Genomic DNA, 19,016 nt, shown 5'->3' with positions numbered 1-19,016 from the left:
TCATGGACGAACTCGCGGATCTCCGCCGCGTTGAACCCCGGGCTGATCGACATTCCCTTGCCTCCTACTGCTTGTGAAGTGACTCACAAGCAGCTTGACGCAGAGGGTGAGCAGTGCGTTTGGGCTCGAAACCGGATGCTTGACGCAAAATCTCCGTCGAATTGGTTCTACACCGGGCGCTCAGAACCGCTCAGCTGACGATCTGGCGGGCTACCGCGACCCTGCCTCGGGCGGCGTGCGGTGCTGCCACCGCAGCTTCCGTTCGAGCTGGGCGCCGAGCGCCAGCAGGGTCGCCTCGCCGCCCGGCCGGCCGATCAGTTGCACCCCCATCGGCAGTCCCTCCGCGGTTTCGGCGACGGGCAGCACGATCGCGGGCAGCCCGCTCACGTTGACCATGGACGTGAACGGGGTGTACTGCACCTGCTGAGCAAAGTTGCGCTCCCCGTCGAACGCGTCGTACCAGCCCAGCGGGCGCGGCGTGAGTGCGAGCGCCGGCGTCAGCACCGCGTCGAACCGGGACAGCTGGCGGATGAACGACCGCTCGTAGGCCGACAGCGCGGCGAGCGCCTGGGCCAGGTCCCGGGCGGAGAGCGCACGGCCGCGGTGCATCAGCCAGCGGGTGAGTGGCTCGAGCAGCTGCTCCTGCTCCGGGCTGTCGGCGGGGATGCCCGCGGCGCCGGCCTGCCAGATCGTGCGGAAGGCGGGGACGTAGCTGTCGTCGGGTTCGAGCGCCGTCTCCTCCAGACCGTGGCCCATGCCCGCGAACCCGTCGACGGCTACGGCGAGGGCGGCCAGCGCCTCCGGCGCGATCTCGATCGGGTAGGCGTCATCCCAGGCGGAGGTCGTCATCACGCCGAGCTGGAACCGTCCCTCGCCGCGCACGGCTGCCGCCAGCAGGGGCGCGTCGTCGCCGGGGGCCCGCAACGAGAACAGGTGCTGCGGATGCCCGCCTCGCGGCGCGATCATCGCGTCCAGCAGCAGGGCCGCATCCGCGACGGTCCGTGCCAGCGGGCCGGCGACGCTGAGGCCGCCCAGCGCTGGGATCCCGGAGCCCGACGGCACCCGGCCGCGCGAGGGCTTTACGCCGACGAGGCCGCAGGCCGCAGCGGGGATCCGCACCGACCCGCCACCGTCGGAGCCCGGCGCGAAGGGCAGCAGCCGCGCGGCGACGGCAACCGCGGCCCCGCCGCTGGAACCGCCGGCACCTCGACCGCGGTCCCACGGGTTGCGCGCGGGCGGCCCGGCCAGCGTCTCGGTGTAGGACGGCAGCCCGAACTCGGGCGTGCTCGTCGTGCCGAGGCTCACTCCCCCGGCCGCGTCGAGGGCGAGCACGAGATCGTCGGACTTGGTCGGCACGTTGTCCCGCATCAGCCGCGACCCGAACCGGGCCGGCACGCCGGCACGGCTCTGCAGGTCCTTGTCGGCGAAGGGCAGACCCCAGAGCGGTAAGGTGCGGGGCACCTGCTGCTCGACGAAGCGGGCCCGCTCGCTCGCGGCATCCGCCGTCACTGTCACGAATGCGCCGAGACCCGGGTCCTGCGCCTCGATCCGGGCCAGGTAGTGCGCGGTCAGCTCGGTGGGGCTGAGCTCACCGCGCTGCAGCGCCTGCCATTGTTCGAGAGCGGTCAGTTCATGCGGAGCGGCCATCCCCCGAGCCTAGTCAGCGGGCCGGCCCGGCTGCCGGGCCTCCGGGTCTCCGGGCCTCCGGGCAGCATGCTCAGGGGTGGGACAGCCCGGTCAGCAGCGCCTGGAACGCCCGGGGTGCGGCACGCAGTACGGATGCCGCCGCCCACGACCCGGCCCACGGCAGCACCTGCGCCACGTTGATGATCTCGTACTGCACCAACGACCCCGTCTCGTCCTCGGGCAGCACCTGGTACTCGCCGCGATACCACCAGCCGCGCCGCAGCACGAGCATCCGCCGGTCCCGGTCGGTGCGCACATTCCCGCGCCCGGCCGCCCCCGATGCCATCGCGGTCACGAGCCGGTTGAACACGGCGTCCGGGCCGGCCTCGAGGTGGCCCGCGAAGGAGCGCAGCACGGTGTGGCGCTCGGGCAGGGTGGGCAGGGCATCCGTCATGCCTCGATTTTAGGCGTCCGGCGACCGCTAGCCTGAATCCATGAGTCCCACCGTCTTTAATCCGATCGGAACCACCGCCCTCGTCACGGGTGCCTCGAGCGGCCTCGGCGTCGGCTACGCGCACGAGCTGGCCCGGCGCGGGGCCGACCTCGTGCTCACCGCCCGCCGTCAGGAACAGCTGGAGGGCCTCGCCGTGGAGCTGGCCGAGAAGTACGGCACGGTGTCCACCGTCATCCCGCTCGATCTGGCCGGGCCGGATGCCGTCGCCGAGCTGGTCGTCGACCTCGAGACCCGCCGGATCACCGTCGGCACCCTCGTCAACAACGCCGGCTTCGGCACCTACGGCGCCGTGATCGACTCCGACCCGGCACGCGAAACCGAGCAGGTGGCCCTGAACGTGCAGTCGCTGACCGCGCTCACCCGCGCACTGCTGCCCGGCCTCATCCGCACCGCGCGCGCCCAGCCGGGCAGCGCCGCCCTGGTCAACCTGGCCAGCACGGCGGCATTCCAACCGGTGCCGCAGATGGCCGTCTACGCCGCCACGAAGGCCTATGTGCTCAGCTACACCGAGGCGCTCTGGTACGAGACGCGGGCCAGCGGGCTCAAGGTCACCGCCATCTGCCCCGGCCCGGTGAGCACGGAGTTCTTCGCCGTCGCCGGACGCACGACAACGGCGTTCCGCAGCATGCTCACGGTCGATGACGTCATGCGCACCAGCTTCGCCGCGCTCGACCGGGCATCCACACCGCCGCACACGGTCAGCGGCCGGCGCAACGCGCTGCTCGCAGGCATCGGCGGCCGGCTGCCGCACCGCCTCGTGGTCACCGCCGCCGGCCGGCTGACCCGCCCCACGGGCTGACCTGCCCCGCCGACTTTTCTAAACGACGAGGGGGGGTGCGGATGCCCGTACGCCCCTCACCGCTGTCGGTTCACCGGCTGGCGCACCGGGCATCCACCTATTTGAGGCTCTTCTGCAGCAGCACGGTGCCGAGCCAGCGGTCGAACTTGAAGCCGACCTTGCCCATCCGGCCGATCTCCTCGAAGCCGAAGTCACGGTGCAGCCTGATCGACGCGTCGGCGCCCTGGTCGGCGACGACGGCGATGATCTCCTTGAGCCCGGCCGCCTTGGAGCGCTCGATGAGTTCGCCGAGCAGCATCCGGCCCAGTCCCTTGCCGGTCGACGCCGCGCCGAGGTAGATCGAGTTCTCGACCGTGAACCGGTAGGCGCGTTTCTGCTTCCAGGGGCTGACCAGGGCGTAGCCGAGCAGCTGGCCGGCCGGGGAGACGGCCACGATGAACGGCATCCCGAGCTTGCCGAGATAGTAGTACTTGCTGCGCCACTCGGCCAGGGTCATCGGGTCGACGTCGAAGGTGACCGTGCTGTTGGCAACGTAATAGTTGTAGATCTCCCGGATATAGGGCAGATCGGTGATTTGGGCCTCACGCATGGTGAATCCGAACGGCGCCTCTCCCGCGGGCGTCGGTCGGAGGTGCCGGGGCAATTGCCGGCGCGGCTGGTATTCCTCTTCAAGCACAGCTAACTCCTCCAGAGGGTTCCAGATTACCTGAGGGTCCAGTCCACCGGGGCCGCCCCGGCACGCACGAGGTACGCGTTGGCCCGGCTGAACGGCTTCGAGCCGAAGAACCCGCGCCGGGCCGACAGTGGGCTCGGGTGTGCGGACTCGATCACCGGGGTGTCCCCGAGCAGCGGCCGCAGCGTGCCGGCATCCTTCCCCCACAGGATCGCGACGAGCGGCCGATCGCGGGCAACGAGGGCACGGATGGCCTGCTCGGTCACGCGTTCCCAGCCTCGGCGCCGGTGCGAACCGGCGAGTCCGGCCTGCACGGTGAGCACGCGGTTGAGCAGCAGCACCCCCTGCCCCGACCACGGGGAGAGGTCGCCGGTGGCGGCGGTCACCCCCACGTCGTCGTGCAGCTCCCGGCCGATGTTCGCCAGGCTCCGCGGCAGCGGGCGCACGTGCGCCTCGGCCGCGAAGGCGAGCCCGATCGGATGCCCGGGGCTCGGATACGGGTCCTGGCCGACGACCAGCACCCGCACGTCGTCGAACGGCTCGGCGAAGGCGCGGAAGACGTTCTCCGGGGCCGGCAGCCAGGTCCGCCCGGCCCGGGTCTCGGCCTGGAGGAACGACGCCATCCGGTCGATCTCCTGGCCCACGGGCGCCAGCGCCTGCGCCCAGCCGGGATCGATGGTCCGGCCGGCGGCCAGCGCCTCGAGGGTGAAGGGCATGCCCGGCTCAGGCCCCGAAGGTGCTGACGAGCACGCCGCCGTCGGCCTGGCTGACCCGCCAGACGCTGCCGGCTCCGACGACGCTGAGCGCGCCCTCGCCGACGACCAGGGCGGTGTTCTCGTCCACGGCCAGTCCGCCCTCGATCAGGCCGGCCTCGGTGGCCGCGATCAGCCGGGAGAGCGTGCCCCACTGGGCGGCGTGCACCTCCACGGTGACGTCGAGCAGCCCGATGCCGGGTTCGATGGTGATCTCGTCGAGCCCCTCGGCGGCGTGTTCGCCGCTGACCTCGACGCCGCCCATGCGCCAGCCACCGATCAGGGCGCGCTCGGCCGCGATCATCGCACCGGCCGAGAAACCGAGATAAGGGATGCCTGCGGCCACCTGGCGGCGGACCTCTCCGGCGATCGGGGCCACGGCGGCCAGGTAGGCCGGGGTGACTCCGCCGCCGACCAGGATGCCGTCGGCCTCGGAGACCGCGGTCAGGGCGAAGACGTCACCCGGGGTCACCACGGTGACCTTCGGCTCGAACTCGCCGGCCGCCGAGACGGCGGCGACCAGGTTCGCGGCGTGCTCGGCGCCGTCTTCGTCACGCACGGCGAGGATCGCGATGCGGGGCTCCGCGCGGCCTGCCGCGACTCCGCGCGCCGTGGCCTCGGCCAGGAAGGGGCCGAAGACGGCCGCGTCGGTCTCGGCGTACCAGCCGCCGCCAACCAGGTGCACGCTCACAGCGCGGCGCCTGCGACGCGCTCCACCACGAGCGGCAGGCTCGCGCCGAGCAGGCTCGCAGCGGGCAGGTTGTCTTCACACAGGGTGTCGGCAGGCAGGGTCGCACCCGTGAGGCTCTCCGACACGGGAGGCAGCGACGACCAGGGGAACACAATCCAGCGGTCCGTTTCACACCAGGTGAAGTCGGGCACCAGCACCGTGCGGGGCTTCGTGTAGAGGGTGGCGGTGCGCACCTCGCAGGCGGTCTCCCGCAGCAGCGCGACGACCATCGCGAGCGTGTGCCCGGAGTCGGAGACGTCGTCGACGAGCAGCACGCGCAGGCCGGTCAGCGACGGCGCGTCGAGCATCGGTCCCGACAGGACCGGCTCGGGGAGGCGCTGGTCGACGCCGGTGTAGAACTGCACGTTGATGCTGCCGCAGTTCTTGGTGCCCAGCGCGTACGACATGGCACCGGCGAGCAGCAGCCCGCCGCGGGCGATGGCGATCACGACATCCGGCCGGAAACCGCTCGACAGCACCGCCTTGGAGAGCTGCCGGGACGCGTCCGCGAACACGTCCCAGCCCAGCACTTCCCGCTCAATTCCGGTCACATCACTTGCAGCGTCGTCCGCGTCGAATCCCATTTCCCAATGCTAGGTCACCACTGATAGGTCACGGCGCGGTCACCGCCCGTTCACCGCCCGCGCCGCCGCCGGTCAGGCCAGGTGCCGCTCCTCGTGGCCGTTGTAGATCGACAGCGGCCGGATCAGGGCGTTCGACGCCGTCTGCTCGATGATGTGCGCGGTCCACCCGGTGAGGCGGGCCGCGACGAAGATCGGCGTGAAGGTGAGGGTGTCGAATCCCATCAGGTTGTACGCCGGCCCCGACGGATAGTCCAGGTTCGGCAGGATGCCGGTGCGCTGGGTCATCCCGGCCTCGAGGGATTCGTAGAGCTCCAGCAGGTCGGGCCGGTCGTAGTGCTCGACCAGAGTGACCAGCGCGGTGCGCATGGTCGGCACCCGCGAGTCCCCGTGCTTGTACACCCGGTGGCCGAAGCCCATCACCTTGCGCTTGGCGGCGAGGGTCTCGTTCAGCCACGCCTCCGCGCGCTCCCCGGCCCCCAGGCCGAGCCCGACCTCGTCGAAGATGTGCATCACGGCCTCGTTCGCCCCGCCGTGCAGTGGGCCCTTGAGCGCCCCGATCGCGCCGGTGACCGCAGAGTGCAGGTCGGACAGGGTGGAGGTGATCACCCGCGCGGTGAACGTTGACGCGTTGAAGGAGTGCTCCGCGTACATGATCATCGACACGTCGAACGCGTTCACGACCACGAGTTCGGGCACCTCGCCGAACGTCATGAACAGGAAGTTCGCCGAATAGCCCAGGTCGCTGCGCGGTTCGATCAGCTCGAGGCCGCGACGACGGCGCTGATCGTAGGCCACGATGGCCGGCATCTGGGCCCAGAGCCGCAGACCCTTGGCGCGGTTGACCGCCGGCGACGCATCCGCCGCGTCGGGATCGTTCGCCCCGATCAGGCTGACCGCCGTGCGCACGACGTCCATCGGGTGCGCCGTCATCGGCAGCTCGTCGATGACGCGCTTCACCGCGGGCGCCAGGTGCCGGAGCGAACGCTCCAGCTCCTCGAATTCGCCCAACTCGACGTCGGTCGGCAGTTCGCCGTGCCAGAGCAGGTAGGCCACCTCCTCGAAGCTCTTCTGCGCCGCCAGCTCCTGCACCGGGTAGCCGCGGTACAGCAGCGAGTTCGTGTCCGGGTTGACCTTGGACACCTGCGTGTGGTCGACCACGACGCCGGCGAGGCCCTTGTAGACGGTCGGTTCGTTCTGACTCATGTCGCTCCCTTGCGTTGAGACTGGATCTGCGTGCGGGGCCGGAATGTTACGAGGCAACATCCGGGTTGAGGGTGAAGTTGAAGACGCCGGAATCGAAATGGCTGTACGACTCGTAGTCGAGCAGCTCGTAGAGCCTCGCCCGGTGCTGCATCTCCGGCAGCAGGCTCGTCAGCGACCCCTCCGCCTCGATGGTGTCGAGGCCGCGTTCGGCCGCGCCCATCGCGAGCCGCAGCAGGGACACCGGGAAGATGACGATGTTCATGCCGACATCCGCCAACTGCCGGGTCGTGTAGAGCTCACCCTTGCCGAATTCGGTCATGTTCGCCAGCACCGGCACGTCCACGGCGGCTCGGATGGCCGCGAACTCGGCCAGGGACGCCATCGCCTCCGGGAAGATCGCGTCGGCCCCGGCGTCGACGAGTTTCTTTGCCCGGTCGACCGCGGCGGCCAGACCGTCGACGGCACGGATGTCCGTGCGCGCCATGATCAGGAAGTTCGGGTCGCGCCGGGCGTCCACCGCCGCGCGGATGCGCTTGGCCGCCGTTCCGTCGTCGACGACCTGCTTGCCATCCAGATGACCGCAGCGTTTCGGATTGACCTGATCCTCGATGTGCATGCCGGCCAGGCCGGCATCCTCGAGCGTCTGGATCGTGCGCGCCACGTTCATCGGCTCGCCGAAACCGGTGTCGGCGTCCACGATCGTGGGCAGGTCGCTCATCCGGGCGATCTGCTGGCTCCGGCCGGCCACCTCGGTGAGGGTGGTCAGGCCGATGTCGGGCAGCCCCAGGTCGGCCGAGAGCACCGCTCCGGAGATGTACACCCCTTCGAAGCCCTTGGCCGCGATCAGCCGGGCCGACAGCGGGTTGAACGCCCCCGGGAAGCGCAGCAGCCGGCCGCTCGCCAGGTCCGCGCGGAACGCGGCCCGCTTGTCCGCCGGGGTCAGAGTCGAGTACAGCATCAGAAGATTCCGTTCGGGGTGGGGAGCGAGGCGATCAGCCCGTTGCGGGCCACGATGGTGAGCTGGCCGAGTTCGCCGGCGCCGAGCCGTGGCAGGCGTTCGGCCGCGCTGAGGAACCGCACGATCTCACCCTCCTCGACGACGTCCTGCGCGAGGGTGCGGAACTTGTGCACGTACTCGGCCCGCCCGAACGGCTTCGCGCCGAGCGGGTGGGCGTCGGCGACGGCGATCTCGTCCACGATCCGGCTGCCGTCGGTGAGCGCGATCTCGACGCGGCCGCCGAAGGCCTTCTCGGCCGGGTCGAGCGAGTGGTACCGGCGGGTCCACTCCGGGTCCTCGGTGGTGGTCACCTTGTTCCAGAGGGCGATCGTGTCGGCTCGGCCGGCGCGTTCGGGCCGGTAGGAGTCCACATGGTGCCAGCTGCCGTCCTGCAGGGCGACCGTGAAGATATAGGGAATGGAGTGGTCGAGGGTCTCGCGGCTGGCCGTGGGGTCGTACTTCTGCGGGTCGTTCGCGCCCGAACCGATCACATAGTGGGTGTGGTGGCTGGTGTGGATGACGACGGATGCGACGTTGGCCGGGTCGATCAGCGCCGGGTGCTCCCGGTGCAGCTTCCGGGCCAGGTCGATCCACGCCTGCGCCTGGTACTCCGCAGAGTGCTCCTTGGTGTAGCTGTCGAGGATGGCGCGTTTGGCCTCACCGATCGAGGGCAGCGAGACCTCGTAGGCGGCATCCGGGCCGTCGAGCAGCCAGGCGATCACGCCGTCTTCACCCTCGTAGATCGGGGTGGGGCTGGTTTCGCCGCGCATCGCGCGGTCGACCGCCTCCACAGCCATCTTGCCGGCGAAGGCCGGCGCGTGGGCCTTCCAGCTGGAGATCTCGCCCTTGCGCGACTGCCGGGTGGCCGTCGTGGTGTGCAGGGCCTGCCCCACCGCCTGGAAGATGGTCTCGGGGTCGAGACCGAGCAGGGTGCCGATTCCGGCGGCGGCCGACGGGCCGAGGTGAGCCACGTGGTCGATCTTGTGCGCGTGCAGGCTGATGCCCTTGACCAGGTCGATCTGGATCTCATAGCCCGTGGCGATCCCGCGCACGAGATCGCCACCGGTCAGGCCGCGGGCGATGGCGAGGTGCTGGGCCACCGCGACGACCGGCGGGATGTTGTCGCCGGGGTGTGAGTACTCGGCGGCGAGGAACGTGTCGTGGTAGTCGAGCTCACGCACGGCCACCCCGTTGGCCCAGGCCGCCCACTCCGGCGACACCCGGCGGGAGCGCTGCTCACCGAACACGGTCGCACCGACTCCGTTGAACGAGCGCGGATGCGCCAGGGCCTGCGAACGGGCCGACACCACCGGGCGCCGGGTCAGCGACGCCGCGGCGACCGCGGCGTTGTCGATCACGCGGTTGACGATCATCTCGGTCACCTCGTCGCTCACCGCGACCGGGTCGGCGGCGACCTCAGCGATCTTCCAGGCCAGCTGATCGGTGCGGGCGAGGTTCTCGTCGCTGCGGTGAACACGAACATGGTGAAGCTGCACGGTGGATCCCTTCGAGTAGTTCGACTGATGCGATTAGTGCGATTGGCCGGCCGGGACGGCCGAGGACCCTTGGAGCGTCGCGAGAACGCTGGTGAGGCTCTGGTGGAGGTGCACGTGCGTGGCGTGCGCGGCCAGCGACGAGTCGCCGGCCAGCACCGCGTCCACGATGAGCAGGTGCTCAGCCGCGGCGCTGCGAAGCCGGTCCGGGTTGTCCCTGGCCAGGCGACGGATGCGGGCGAGGTGTGTCCGCACCCCGGCGAGCGCCCCCACGAGGAAGGGGTTCGCCACGGCCTCGTCGAGGGCCAGGTCGAACTCGTCGATCAGCTCGTAGTAGCGGCGCAGTCCCGGTTCGCCCTGCAGGATCAGCTCCGAGGCCACAAGGAATTGCGTGCGCAGGGCCTCGAAGACCGCCGGGTCGCGGCGCTCGGCGGCGATCCGGGCGGCGTGTTCCTCCAGGGCCCGCCGCACCTCGTAGAGTTCCCCGATGCTGTCCACGTTCATCTCGGTGACCATGAAACCGCGGCCGGGGCGGCCGGCCACGAGGCCGTCGGCGATCAGCCGGGCGATCGCCGCGCGAAGTGGTGTGCGCGACACCCCGATCCGGGCGGCTTGCTCCACCTCGAGCAGCCCGGTGCCGGGCGCCAGAAGGCCATCGAGAATCTCGCCGCGCAGCTGCCGGTAGGCGCGTTCACTCGCTCGAACCGGGGCTGTGTTCCCCGCCGTTGGGGTTTCTGTATACACAAACCACATGTTATTCCCATATTGCGGGTTATGTGCCAGACTTCACGAATTCTATGTATACATAGGAACTTCAACGGGGAGGTTCGAATGTCAGCGGAAGCGTCGGCGGGGTATCACGACCTGTGGCAGCGAAGCATTGACGACGGCACGCGCTCGGCGTTCTGGCTGCAGGCAGCCCAGGCGATCGACTGGGTCCGGCCGCCGGCGGTGGCACTGGAGGGACGTTCCCCCGGCGCCTGGCGCTGGTTCCCCGACGGCGAACTCAACACCAGCTACAACGCGCTCGACCGCCACGTGCTCGCCGGCCGCGGCGACCAGACGGCCGTCATCTACGACTCGGCGATGTCCGGCACCCGGGTCCGCCTGAGCTATCGCGAACTCCTGGGGCGCGTCGAGCGCTTCGCCGGTGTGCTCCGTGCCAGCGGCGTCGGCCAGGGCGACCGAGTGATCGTCTACCTGCCGATGATCCCCGAAGCCATCGTCGCAATGCTGGCCTGTGCCCGCATCGGCGCCATCCACTCCGTCGTCTTCGGCGGCTTCGCCGCCAGCGAGCTCGCCGTGCGGATCGACGACGCCCGGCCGACCGTGATCGTGACCGCCTCCGGCGGCCTCGAGCCGGGCCGGGCGGTCGAATACCTGCCCCTGGTGCAACGCGCCCTCGCCCGCAGCAAGGGCTCGGTGCGCACAGTCATCGTGCGCGACCGGGAGATGATCCCCGGCTGCGCCGCCGACTACGCCGGCACCGGCGACGTGACCTGGCTGGACTGGGCCCACGAGGAGAACGAGGCCTCCCCGGCTGCGGCGGTCAGCCTGCGCTCCGAGGACCCGCTCTACATCCTGTACACCTCCGGAACGACCGGAAACCCGAAAGGGATCGTCCGCGACAACGGCGGCCATGCCGTAGCCCTGGCCTGGTCCATGGCCAACATCTACGACGTCAAGCCGGGCGACGTCTTCTGGGCGGCCTCGGACGTGGGCTGGGTCGTCGGCCACTCCTACATCGTCTACGCCCCGCTGCTCGTCGGCGCCACCACGGTCATCTACGAGGGCAAACCGGTCGGCACCCCGGATGCCGGGGCATTCTGGCGTGTGGTGGAGGACTACCAGGTGTCGGTCCTGTTCACGGCGCCCACGGCCATCCGCGCCATCCGCCGCGTCGACCCGGACCTGGTCGAATTGGCGAAACACGACATCCGCAGCCTGCACGGGCTGTTCCTGGCCGGCGAACGCCTCGACCCGGAGACCTACCACTGGGCGAACGACGGGCTGCACTGCCCAGTGGTCGACCACTGGTGGCAGACTGAGACCGGCTGGGCGATCGCGGCGAACCCGCGGGGCATCGCCGACATCCCGACGAAACCGGGCTCGGCCACATTCCCGGTTCCCGGCTACGACATAGCCATCCTCGATTCCAGGGGCAAGCCGGTCACGAAGGCCGGCAAGGACGGCAACATCGCCATTCGCCTGCCCCTGCCGCCCGGCACCCTGCTCGGAGTCTGGGGCAGCGAGGAACGGTTTGAGAGCGCGTACCTGTCCGCCTTCCCCGGGTTCTACGCCACCGGCGACTCCGGCCACTTCGACGAGGACGGCTACCTCTATGTGATGGGCCGCACCGACGACGTGATCAACGTCGCCGGGCACCGGCTGTCCACCGGCTCGCTTGAGGAGGTGCTGACCCTGCACCCCGCGGTCGCCGAGTGCGCCGTGCTCGGCGTGCACGACCCGCTCAAGGGACAGCGTGCGGCCGGCTTCGTCACGCTCAAGGCCGGGGCCACGATCGACCACGACACCCTTGCGGCGCAGCTCATCGCGCTGGTCCGGGAGCATGTCGGGCCGGTGGCCGCGTTCCGCGACGTGACCATCCTGGACCGGCTGCCGAAGACCCGGTCGGGAAAGATCCTCCGCAAGACCATCCGGCAGATCGTCGACGGCGAGCCCTACACGGTGCCGCCCACGATCGAGGATCCCACGGTTCTCGACGCCCTGAAGCAGGCCGTGCATGGGGTCGGCCCGCACGCCTGACGCACCACTCGACCCCCCACAGATCACCCCATCACCATCCACACAGTCACATCCCTTCACCGGAGCAAAGGAGCCCGCATGACGGAATCACTGAAAGACAAACTTCCGGACGGAGTAGTACCGTCCACCATCGACTACATCGCGTATGAGAAGACCCCGAAGTTCATCCAGCTGAAGAAGCGGCGGCGCGGATTCGTGCTGCCGCTGGCAGCGTTCTTCTTCATCTGGTACTTCGCCTTCGTGCTCGTCGCAGCGTATCTGCCCGACGTGATGGCGATCCCGGTGTTCGGCAGGTTCAACCTCGGACTGGTGCTCGGACTCGGCCAGTTCGTCACCACCTTCGCCATCACCATGTGGTACGTGTCGTACTCGAACCGCCGCCTCGACCCCCTCGGGGCAGAGCTGCGTGCCGAGCTTGAGGAGATGGACAAGAAATGATCGCAACCAGCATTCTGCAGTCGCTGCCGGGCCGGCTGGCCCAGGCGGTCGAACCCTCGGAGAACAACCCCGTTCTGAACATCTCGATCTTCCTCGCCTTCGTGGCGGTGACCCTGATCGTCGTCATCCGGGCGGGGCGCAACAACAAGACCGCGGCCGACTACTACACCGGCGGCCGGTCCTTCACCGGCCCGCAGAACGGGTTCGCCATCGCCGGCGACTACCTCTCCGCGGCGTCGTTCCTCGGCATCGTCGGGGCGATCGCGGTCAGCGGCTATGACGGCTTCCTGTACTCGATCGGCTTTCTCGTGGCCTGGCTCGTCGCCCTGCTGCTGGTGGCCGAGCTGATGCGCAACACGGGCAAGTACACCATGGCGGATGTCCTCTCCTTCCGCCTGCGCCAGGGTCCCGTGCGCGTGGCGGCGGCGACGACGACCCTTGCCGTCTGCTTCTTCTACCTCCTGGCCCAGATGGCCGGAGCCGGTGGTCTCGTGTCACTGCTCCTCGGCATCAACGACAAGGTCGGGCAGTCGGTCGTGGTCACCGTCGTCGGCGGCCTGATGATCATGTACGTGCTCATCGGCGGCATGAAGGGCACCACCTGGGTTCAGATCATCAAGGCCTTCCTGCTCATCATCGGCGCGTTCGCGATGACCGTGTGGGTGCTGGCCATCAACGGCTTCAACTTCTCGGCGCTCCTCGACTCGGCCGTCGCGGCCTCCACGAGCGTGCCGGCCGACGCCATCCTGGTGCCCGGCCTGAAGTACGGCGAGAACCCGCTCGACTTCGTCTCGCTCGCCATCGCCCTGGTCCTAGGCACCGCGGGTCTGCCGCACGTGCTGATGCGCTTCTACACGGTTCCCAGCGCCAAGGAAGCCCGTCGCTCCGTCGTCTGGGCGATCTGGCTGATCGGCGCGTTCTACCTGTTCACCCTGGTGCTCGGGTTCGGTGCCGCCGCGCTCGTCGGGGCCGACACCATCCTCGCCGCTCCCGGTGGCGTGAACTCGGCCGCACCCCTGCTGTCCCTCGCCCTCGGCGGACCGCTGCTGCTCGGCTTCATTTCGGCCATCGCGTTCGCCACGATCCTGGCCGTGGTGGCCGGGATCACGATCACCGCCGCAACCTCCTTCGCCCACGACATCTACATGAGCGTGATCAAGAAGGGCAAAGGTGACCCCGACGCCGAGGTCAAGGTGGCACGTCGCACCGTCGTCGTCATCGGCATCCTCTCGATCGCCGGCGGCATCGGCGTGCAGGGGCAGAACATCGCCTTCCTGGTGGCCCTGGCCTTCGCGGTCGCGGCGAGCGCGAACCTGCCGACCATCCTGTACTCGCTCTTCTGGCGCGGCTTCACCACCCGCGGCGCCGTGTGGAGCATGTACGGCGGCCTCGCGGTCACCGTCGGACTGATCATCTTCTCGCCGGTCTTCTCCGGCACGGAGACGTCGATGTTCGGTGCCGACGTCGATTTCGCCTGGTTCCCGCTCAGCAACCCCGGCATCATCTCCATCCCGGTCGGGTTCTTCCTGGGCTGGCTCGGCTCGGTCACCAGCACCCGCAAGGAAGACCCGCTGCTGGCCGCGGAGATGTCCGTTCGGTCGATGACCGGCTTCGGCGCCGAGAAGGCCTCCGAGCACTGATCGACCCGCACGACCCGCATGACCCCTGCTCCCCTCGGCTGTACCTCAGCCGGGGGGAGTAGTGTCATCGGCGGGCTAGAGGGCCAGACCATCCGCCTGTGCCGAGCCTCTGACACATCACTGGAGAAGATCCATAAATGAAAGCAGCACGCTTCCACGGCCAGAAAGACGTCCGCATTGAGAACATCGAGGAGCCGGTAACCCGCAGCGGCACGGTGAAGATCGCCGTCGCCTGGTGCGGCATCTGCGGCACCGACCTGCACGAGTACCTCGAAGGCCCGATCTTCATCTCGGCGCCCGGCCACCCGCATCCTCTCTCCCAGGAATCCGCACCGGTCACGATGGGCCACGAGTTCTCCGGCACCATCGAAGAGGTCGGCGACGGGGTCGAGGGCCTCAAGGTGGGCGACAACGTCGTCGTGGAGCCGTACTTCGTCTGCAACGAGTGCCCGCCTTGCATGGCGGGCAACTACCACCTCTGCGAGAAGATGGGCTTCATCGGACTCGCCGGCGGCGGGGGCGGCCTCAGCGAGAAGGTCGTCGTCGACCAGCGCTGGGTGCACCCGATCGGTGACATCCCCCTCGACGAGGCCGCGCTGATCGAGCCTTTGTCGGTCGCGCACCACGCCGTAGTCCGCAGTGGCGCGAAGGCCGGAGATGTCGCCCTCATCGGCGGCGCCGGCCCCATCGGCCTGCTGACGGCCGCCATCCTCAAGGGGATCGGCGTGACGACGATCGTGTCCGAGCTGAGCGTCGCCCGCAAGGAGAAGTCACTCTCGAGCGGCGCCGCCGACTACGTCGTCGACCCGACCACGGAGAACGTCAAGGCCCGCGTGCTCGAGCTCACCGACGGCGTCGGCGTGGATGTCGCGTTCGAGTGCGCCGGCGTCAACATCGTGCTCGACACGCTGCTCGACGCGCTGCGCCCGGCCGGCGTGCTGGTCAACGTCTCCATCTGGGGACACCCGGCCACTGTGGACATGCAGAAGATCGTACTCAAGGAGATCGACCTGCGCGGCACCATCGCGTACGTGCGCGACCACGAGGAGACCATCGCACTGGTGACGAGCGGCAAGATCGACCTCAAGCCGTTCATCACCGGCCGGATCGCGCTCGACGACCTCATCACCGAGGGCTTCGACACCCTGATCAACCACAACGACACCGCTGTGAAGATCCTGGTCCACCCCTAGGCAGACCGCTTGACCGCGTCAGTCCTTGGGCACCAGCGGTCCGCGCGCGACTCGCGTGGGGGCCGCCTGCGCAACCGGCTTGATCACGATCAGGTCCAGGTTGACGTGGGCGGGTCGTTCGACGCTCGACACGATCGTCTCGGCGATGTCTTCCGCGGCGAGCGGATTCGGCACCCCGGCGTAGGCCGCGGCGGCCTTCTCCGCATCACCGTCAAAGCGCACCAGCCCGAATTCCTCGGTCTGCACCATCCCGGGGGCAACCTCGATCACCCGGATCGGCTCGCCATTCAATTCCAAGCGCAAGACTTCCATCAGGGCGTGCGCGGCGAACTTCGCCGCGTTGTACCCTCCACCTCCGAGGTAGGCGACATGACCGGCAATGGACGTGACCGTGACGATGTCGGCGGCGCCGCCCTGCTCCCGAATCGCGGCCCGCAGCAGCGGCAGCACCGCGCTCGTGACCCGCTTGACCGCAAGCACGTTGATCTCGAACATCCATGCCCAATCCTCGACCCTCGACTCCTCGACGCTATCGAGCCCCACCGCGCCGCCCGCATTGTTGACCAGCGCGTGCACCGGCCCGGACGCCGCGAGGAAGTCCCGCAGCGCGTCCACATCGGCCTGCCGGGTGAGGTCGGCCGTGAAGACCTGCGCCCCGGTCTCCGCCTGCAGCGCCGCGAGGCGGTCGGCGCGGCGGGCCACCCCCACCACGTCCCAGCCCCGCTGGCGGAACAGGCGCACCGTGGCGGCACCAATCCCCGAACTCGCGCCGGTCACAACGACTCTCTGTGTACCCATGACTCCATTCTGGTCGGAGAACCCTCATGATGAGTCCACGCGTCGCCGGAACGCCGCACGTGCAGAAAAGACGGGTGCCGCTCTGGGACAACGCGCGCTGGATCGCGATCACCCTGGTGGTGCTCGGGCACGCCATCCTGAAGCTCATCGCCGAGTCGGATGTCGCCTACGAGTTCTACCTGTTCGTCTACGCCTTCCACGTTCCGCTGTTCGTCGCCGTCAGCGGGTATTTCGCCCGGTCGGGCCCACTCGGCACCCGCCAGCTGCACCGGTTAGTCACCGACATCGTGCTCCCCTACGTGGTCTTCGAGACGATCTGGACGCTCGCGCGTTGGCTGCTCGGCGGCGAATTCCGGCTGGACTACTCGACCCCGTCCTGGACGCTGTGGTTCCTGATCGCGCTCCTGATCTGGCGCCTCGCGCTGCCTTTCCTCGTGCTGCTGCGCCATCCCCTGCTGATCAGCGTGGTCATCTCCGTCGGCGCCGGGTACTCCGAATCGATCGACAGCACCTTCGCCATCTCGCGCACGCTCGGGCTGCTGCCGTTCTTCGTCTTCGGCTGGCAGCTGCGCCAGTGGAAGCTCACCGACCGCTGGCTGGGGTTGAACACCGCCGGGGTGTGGCGCTGGCGGATCGGCGCGATCACACTGTTCACGGCACTGTTGGGCCTGATCGTGGCGAACATCGACGCACTGCGCGTGGCGCAGGTGCGCCAGTTCCTGCTCTACGACAAGGCCTACCCCGCCTTCGGCTACGACGAGCTCTGGGCCGGCGGCATCCGTCTGGGTCTGATCCTGCTCGCGTTCGCCCTCGTCGTCGCCTTCCTGGTGCTCATTCCGCGGCGACGCACCTGGTTCACGACCTACGGTGCGGCAACCATGTACATCTACCTTCTGCACAGCTTCGTGCTGTTCCCCCTGCGGGAGAGCGGGGTGCTCGGCGGGCCCCAGCCGGGCTGGGTGCTGCCCGCGACAATCGGTTTCAGCGTGCTGATCTCCGTCGCGCTCTCGCAGCGCATCGTGCGCACGGTCTTCCACCCGCTGATCGAGCCGCGCGCGCGCTGGCTGTTCCGCAGGAAGGCTCGCACCGACACCGGCACGATCGTGCTGCCGCACCTGGAGGCGCCGGTCGACACTTCGTCGGCCGGGCCACCCGCCGGCACGGCGCCGGATGCGCCGCGCTGACCGCTTCGTGACGCCGTGTTGCGGTGTCCGTTGCCAGGCCGAGGACCCCCTGCCTAAACTCGCAGGCAGAGCGCTGGAGGGTCCACGCTCGTCGAGGATCACCCGGGAGATCACCTCATGAGCGACAACGTTGCAGACTGGAAGTTCGAAACCAAGCAGGTGCACTCCGGTGCCCAGCCCGACCCGACCACCAACGCCAGGGCCACCCCGATCTACCAGACCACGTCCTACGTGTTCAACAACGCCCAGCACGCGCAGAACCTGTTCGCCCTGGCCGAGTTCGGCAACATCTACACCCGCATCATGAACCCGACCCAGGCCGTCGTCGAGGAGCGCGTCGCCGCCCTCGAAGGCGGCACCGCGGCCCTGCTCCTGGCCTCGGGCCAGGCCGCCTCCACCTTCGCGGTGCTGAACATCGCCCAGGCCGGCGACCACATCGTCTCGTCCAGCTCGATCTACGGCGGAACCTACAACCTGTTCAAGTACACGCTGGCCAAGCTGGGCATCGAGACCACCTTCGTCGAGAACCAGGACGATGCCGAGGAATGGCGCCGGGCGCTGCGCCCGAACACCAAGCTGTTCTTCGCCGAGACCATCGGCAACCCCAAGATCAACGTGCTCGACATCCGTCTCGTGGCCGATGTGGCCCACGCCGGCGGGGTGCCGCTCATCGTCGACAGCACCATCGCCACCCCCTACCTGATCCGGCCGTTCGAGCACGGCGCGGACATCGTCGTGCACTCGGCCACGAAGTTCCTCGGCGGCCACGGCGCCGTGATCGGCGGCGTCATCGTCGACGGCGGCACGTTCGAATGGTCCAAGAACGTCGAGAAGTTCCCCGGCCTCACCGAGCCGGACCCGTCGTACCACGGTGTCAGCTACACGGGCGCGGTCGGCGACGGAATCGCCTACATCATCAAGGCGCGCGTGCAGCTGCTGCGTGACCTCGGTTCCGCGATCGCCCCGGCGAGCGCCTGGCAGCTGATCCAGGGCATCGAGACGCTCAGCCTGCGCATCGAACGCCACGTTCAGAACGCCCAGGACATCGCCGAGTGGCTCGAGAACCACCCCGACATCGCCTCGGTCAACTACGCCGGGCTGCCGTCGAGCCCCTGGTACGCCGCCGCCAACACATACGCGCCCCGCGGTGTCGGGGCCGTGCTGTCCTTCGAGTTGACGGGCGGAGTGGATGCCGGCCGCGCCCTGGTCGACAACCTCGCGCTGTTCAGCCACCTGGCCAACATCGGCGACGTGCGCTCGCTCGTCATCCACCCGGCCTCGACCACGCACGCGCAACTCACCCCGGAGCAGCAGCTCACCGCCGGTGTGACGCCGGGCCTGGTGCGCCTCTCGGTCGGCATCGAGAACATCGCCGACCTGAAAGCCGACCTGGAGACCGGCCTGGCAGCCGCCCGCGCGGTCGTGCAGACATCCCGCGCCAACGCCTGACCCACCCGGCCGCCGCCTCCTCCCGGCACCCGCTCCTCCCGGCACCCGCTCCTCCCGGCACGTACTCCTCCCGGCACCTACTCCTCCCGGCACCCGCTCCTCCCGGCACCCGCTCCTCCCGGCCGGTAAGCACTCAACCGGCCGGTAACCAATTCGACGGAGATTTTGGCCGCCAGC

At 69.2% G+C, this 19,016-nt stretch carries 19 protein-coding genes; 8 read left to right on the top strand and 11 right to left on the bottom strand.

Annotation, left to right across the window (positions count from 1 at the left end; genetic code table 11):
• The coding region (locus tag E3T28_RS17175) for a hypothetical protein (protein WP_206750456.1) at positions 1-198 on the top strand (198 nt) is incomplete at its 5' end.
• A 12-nt stretch (positions 199-210) separates the two neighbouring features.
• On the opposite strand, the gene E3T28_RS06585 is transcribed toward E3T28_RS17175, so the two are convergent.
• Together E3T28_RS06585 and E3T28_RS06580 are read right to left on the bottom strand one after the other, a co-directional pair.
• The gene (locus tag E3T28_RS06585; protein ID WP_134429077.1) at positions 211-1,647 is read right to left on the bottom strand and encodes an amidase; all 1,437 of its coding nucleotides are present in this window, start codon (positions 1,645-1,647) and stop codon (positions 211-213) included.
• Between the two features lie 70 nt (positions 1,648-1,717).
• Complete coding sequence (locus tag E3T28_RS06580) at positions 1,718-2,080, bottom strand: hypothetical protein (protein WP_134429075.1); 363 nt, start codon at positions 2,078-2,080, stop codon at positions 1,718-1,720.
• A 40-nt stretch (positions 2,081-2,120) separates the two neighbouring features.
• On the opposite strand from E3T28_RS06580, the gene E3T28_RS06575 reads away from it, so the two are divergent.
• Positions 2,121-2,939: an SDR family NAD(P)-dependent oxidoreductase gene (locus tag E3T28_RS06575; RefSeq protein WP_134429073.1), complete on the top strand. Its 819-nt coding sequence runs from the start codon at positions 2,121-2,123 to the stop codon at positions 2,937-2,939.
• A gap of 97 nt (positions 2,940-3,036) precedes the next feature.
• Here the strand turns inward: E3T28_RS06575 and E3T28_RS06570 are convergent, their stop codons facing one another.
• The 8 genes from E3T28_RS06570 to E3T28_RS06535 form a co-directional block, all read right to left on the bottom strand.
• Positions 3,037-3,615 carry a GNAT family N-acetyltransferase gene (locus E3T28_RS06570; protein WP_174844001.1) on the bottom strand — a complete coding sequence of 193 codons (579 nt, stop codon included), beginning with the start codon at positions 3,613-3,615 and terminating at the stop codon, positions 3,037-3,039.
• Positions 3,616-3,641: 26 nt separating this feature from the next.
• On the bottom strand, positions 3,642-4,328 hold the full coding sequence (locus E3T28_RS06565) for a uracil-DNA glycosylase (RefSeq protein WP_134429071.1): 687 nt from the start codon (positions 4,326-4,328) through the stop codon (positions 3,642-3,644).
• Between the two features lie 7 nt (positions 4,329-4,335).
• On the bottom strand, positions 4,336-5,055 hold the full coding sequence (locus E3T28_RS06560) for a Type 1 glutamine amidotransferase-like domain-containing protein (protein WP_134429070.1): 720 nt from the start codon (positions 5,053-5,055) through the stop codon (positions 4,336-4,338).
• The gene (locus E3T28_RS06555; protein ID WP_134429068.1) at positions 5,052-5,678 is read right to left on the bottom strand and encodes a phosphoribosyltransferase; all 627 of its coding nucleotides are present in this window, start codon (positions 5,676-5,678) and stop codon (positions 5,052-5,054) included. Before E3T28_RS06555 ends, E3T28_RS06560 begins: the two co-directional genes overlap by 4 nt.
• A 72-nt stretch (positions 5,679-5,750) precedes the next feature.
• Complete coding sequence (locus E3T28_RS06550; RefSeq protein ID WP_134429066.1) at positions 5,751-6,881, bottom strand: bifunctional 2-methylcitrate synthase/citrate synthase; 1,131 nt, start codon at positions 6,879-6,881, stop codon at positions 5,751-5,753.
• Between the two features lie 46 nt (positions 6,882-6,927).
• Positions 6,928-7,839, bottom strand: a complete 912-nt coding sequence (gene prpB, locus E3T28_RS06545; RefSeq protein WP_134429064.1) for a methylisocitrate lyase — start codon at positions 7,837-7,839, stop codon at positions 6,928-6,930.
• Positions 7,839-9,374 carry an MmgE/PrpD family protein gene (locus tag E3T28_RS06540; protein WP_134429062.1) on the bottom strand — a complete coding sequence of 512 codons (1,536 nt, stop codon included), beginning with the start codon at positions 9,372-9,374 and terminating at the stop codon, positions 7,839-7,841. Before E3T28_RS06540 ends, prpB begins: the two co-directional genes overlap by 1 nt.
• A 33-nt stretch (positions 9,375-9,407) precedes the next feature.
• Complete coding sequence (locus E3T28_RS06535; protein ID WP_241979204.1) at positions 9,408-10,115, bottom strand: GntR family transcriptional regulator; 708 nt, start codon at positions 10,113-10,115, stop codon at positions 9,408-9,410.
• A gap of 87 nt (positions 10,116-10,202) precedes the next feature.
• Here E3T28_RS06535 and E3T28_RS06530 point away from each other — a divergent pair, with 87 nt between their 5' ends.
• The 4 genes from E3T28_RS06530 (at position 10,203) to E3T28_RS06515 (ending at position 15,408) form a co-directional block, all read left to right on the top strand.
• Entirely contained in the window at positions 10,203-12,137 is a 1,935-nt protein-coding gene (locus E3T28_RS06530) for an AMP-binding protein (RefSeq protein ID WP_134429058.1), read from the top strand.
• A gap of 78 nt (positions 12,138-12,215) precedes the next feature.
• Complete coding sequence (locus E3T28_RS06525) at positions 12,216-12,575, top strand: DUF485 domain-containing protein (protein WP_134429056.1); 360 nt, start codon at positions 12,216-12,218, stop codon at positions 12,573-12,575.
• Positions 12,572-14,215: a solute symporter family protein gene (locus E3T28_RS06520; RefSeq protein ID WP_134429054.1), complete on the top strand. Its 1,644-nt coding sequence runs from the start codon at positions 12,572-12,574 to the stop codon at positions 14,213-14,215. Before E3T28_RS06525 ends, E3T28_RS06520 begins: the two co-directional genes overlap by 4 nt.
• A gap of 137 nt (positions 14,216-14,352) precedes the next feature.
• On the top strand, positions 14,353-15,408 hold the full coding sequence (locus tag E3T28_RS06515) for a 2,3-butanediol dehydrogenase (RefSeq protein ID WP_134429052.1): 1,056 nt from the start codon (positions 14,353-14,355) through the stop codon (positions 15,406-15,408).
• An 18-nt stretch (positions 15,409-15,426) separates the two neighbouring features.
• On the opposite strand, the gene E3T28_RS06510 is transcribed toward E3T28_RS06515, so the two are convergent.
• The gene (locus E3T28_RS06510) at positions 15,427-16,206 is read right to left on the bottom strand and encodes an SDR family oxidoreductase (protein WP_134429050.1); all 780 of its coding nucleotides are present in this window, start codon (positions 16,204-16,206) and stop codon (positions 15,427-15,429) included.
• Positions 16,207-16,232: 26 nt separating this feature from the next.
• Between E3T28_RS06510 and E3T28_RS06505 the strand changes: the two genes are divergently transcribed.
• Together E3T28_RS06505 and E3T28_RS06500 are read left to right on the top strand one after the other, a co-directional pair.
• The gene (locus E3T28_RS06505; protein WP_134429048.1) at positions 16,233-17,390 is read left to right on the top strand and encodes an acyltransferase family protein; all 1,158 of its coding nucleotides are present in this window, start codon (positions 16,233-16,235) and stop codon (positions 17,388-17,390) included.
• 117 nt (positions 17,391-17,507) lie between these two features.
• The gene (locus E3T28_RS06500; protein WP_134429046.1) at positions 17,508-18,839 is read left to right on the top strand and encodes a bifunctional o-acetylhomoserine/o-acetylserine sulfhydrylase; all 1,332 of its coding nucleotides are present in this window, start codon (positions 17,508-17,510) and stop codon (positions 18,837-18,839) included.
• Positions 18,840-19,016: the final 177 nt, after the last annotated feature.

It is taken from the genome of Cryobacterium sinapicolor (genome assembly GCF_004403465.1).
In the GTDB taxonomy this organism is placed as follows: domain Bacteria; phylum Actinomycetota; class Actinomycetes; order Actinomycetales; family Microbacteriaceae; genus Cryobacterium; species Cryobacterium sinapicolor.
The sequence above is the reverse complement of the archived record's forward strand: the minus strand, read 5'-3'. Positions and strand labels throughout refer to the sequence as shown.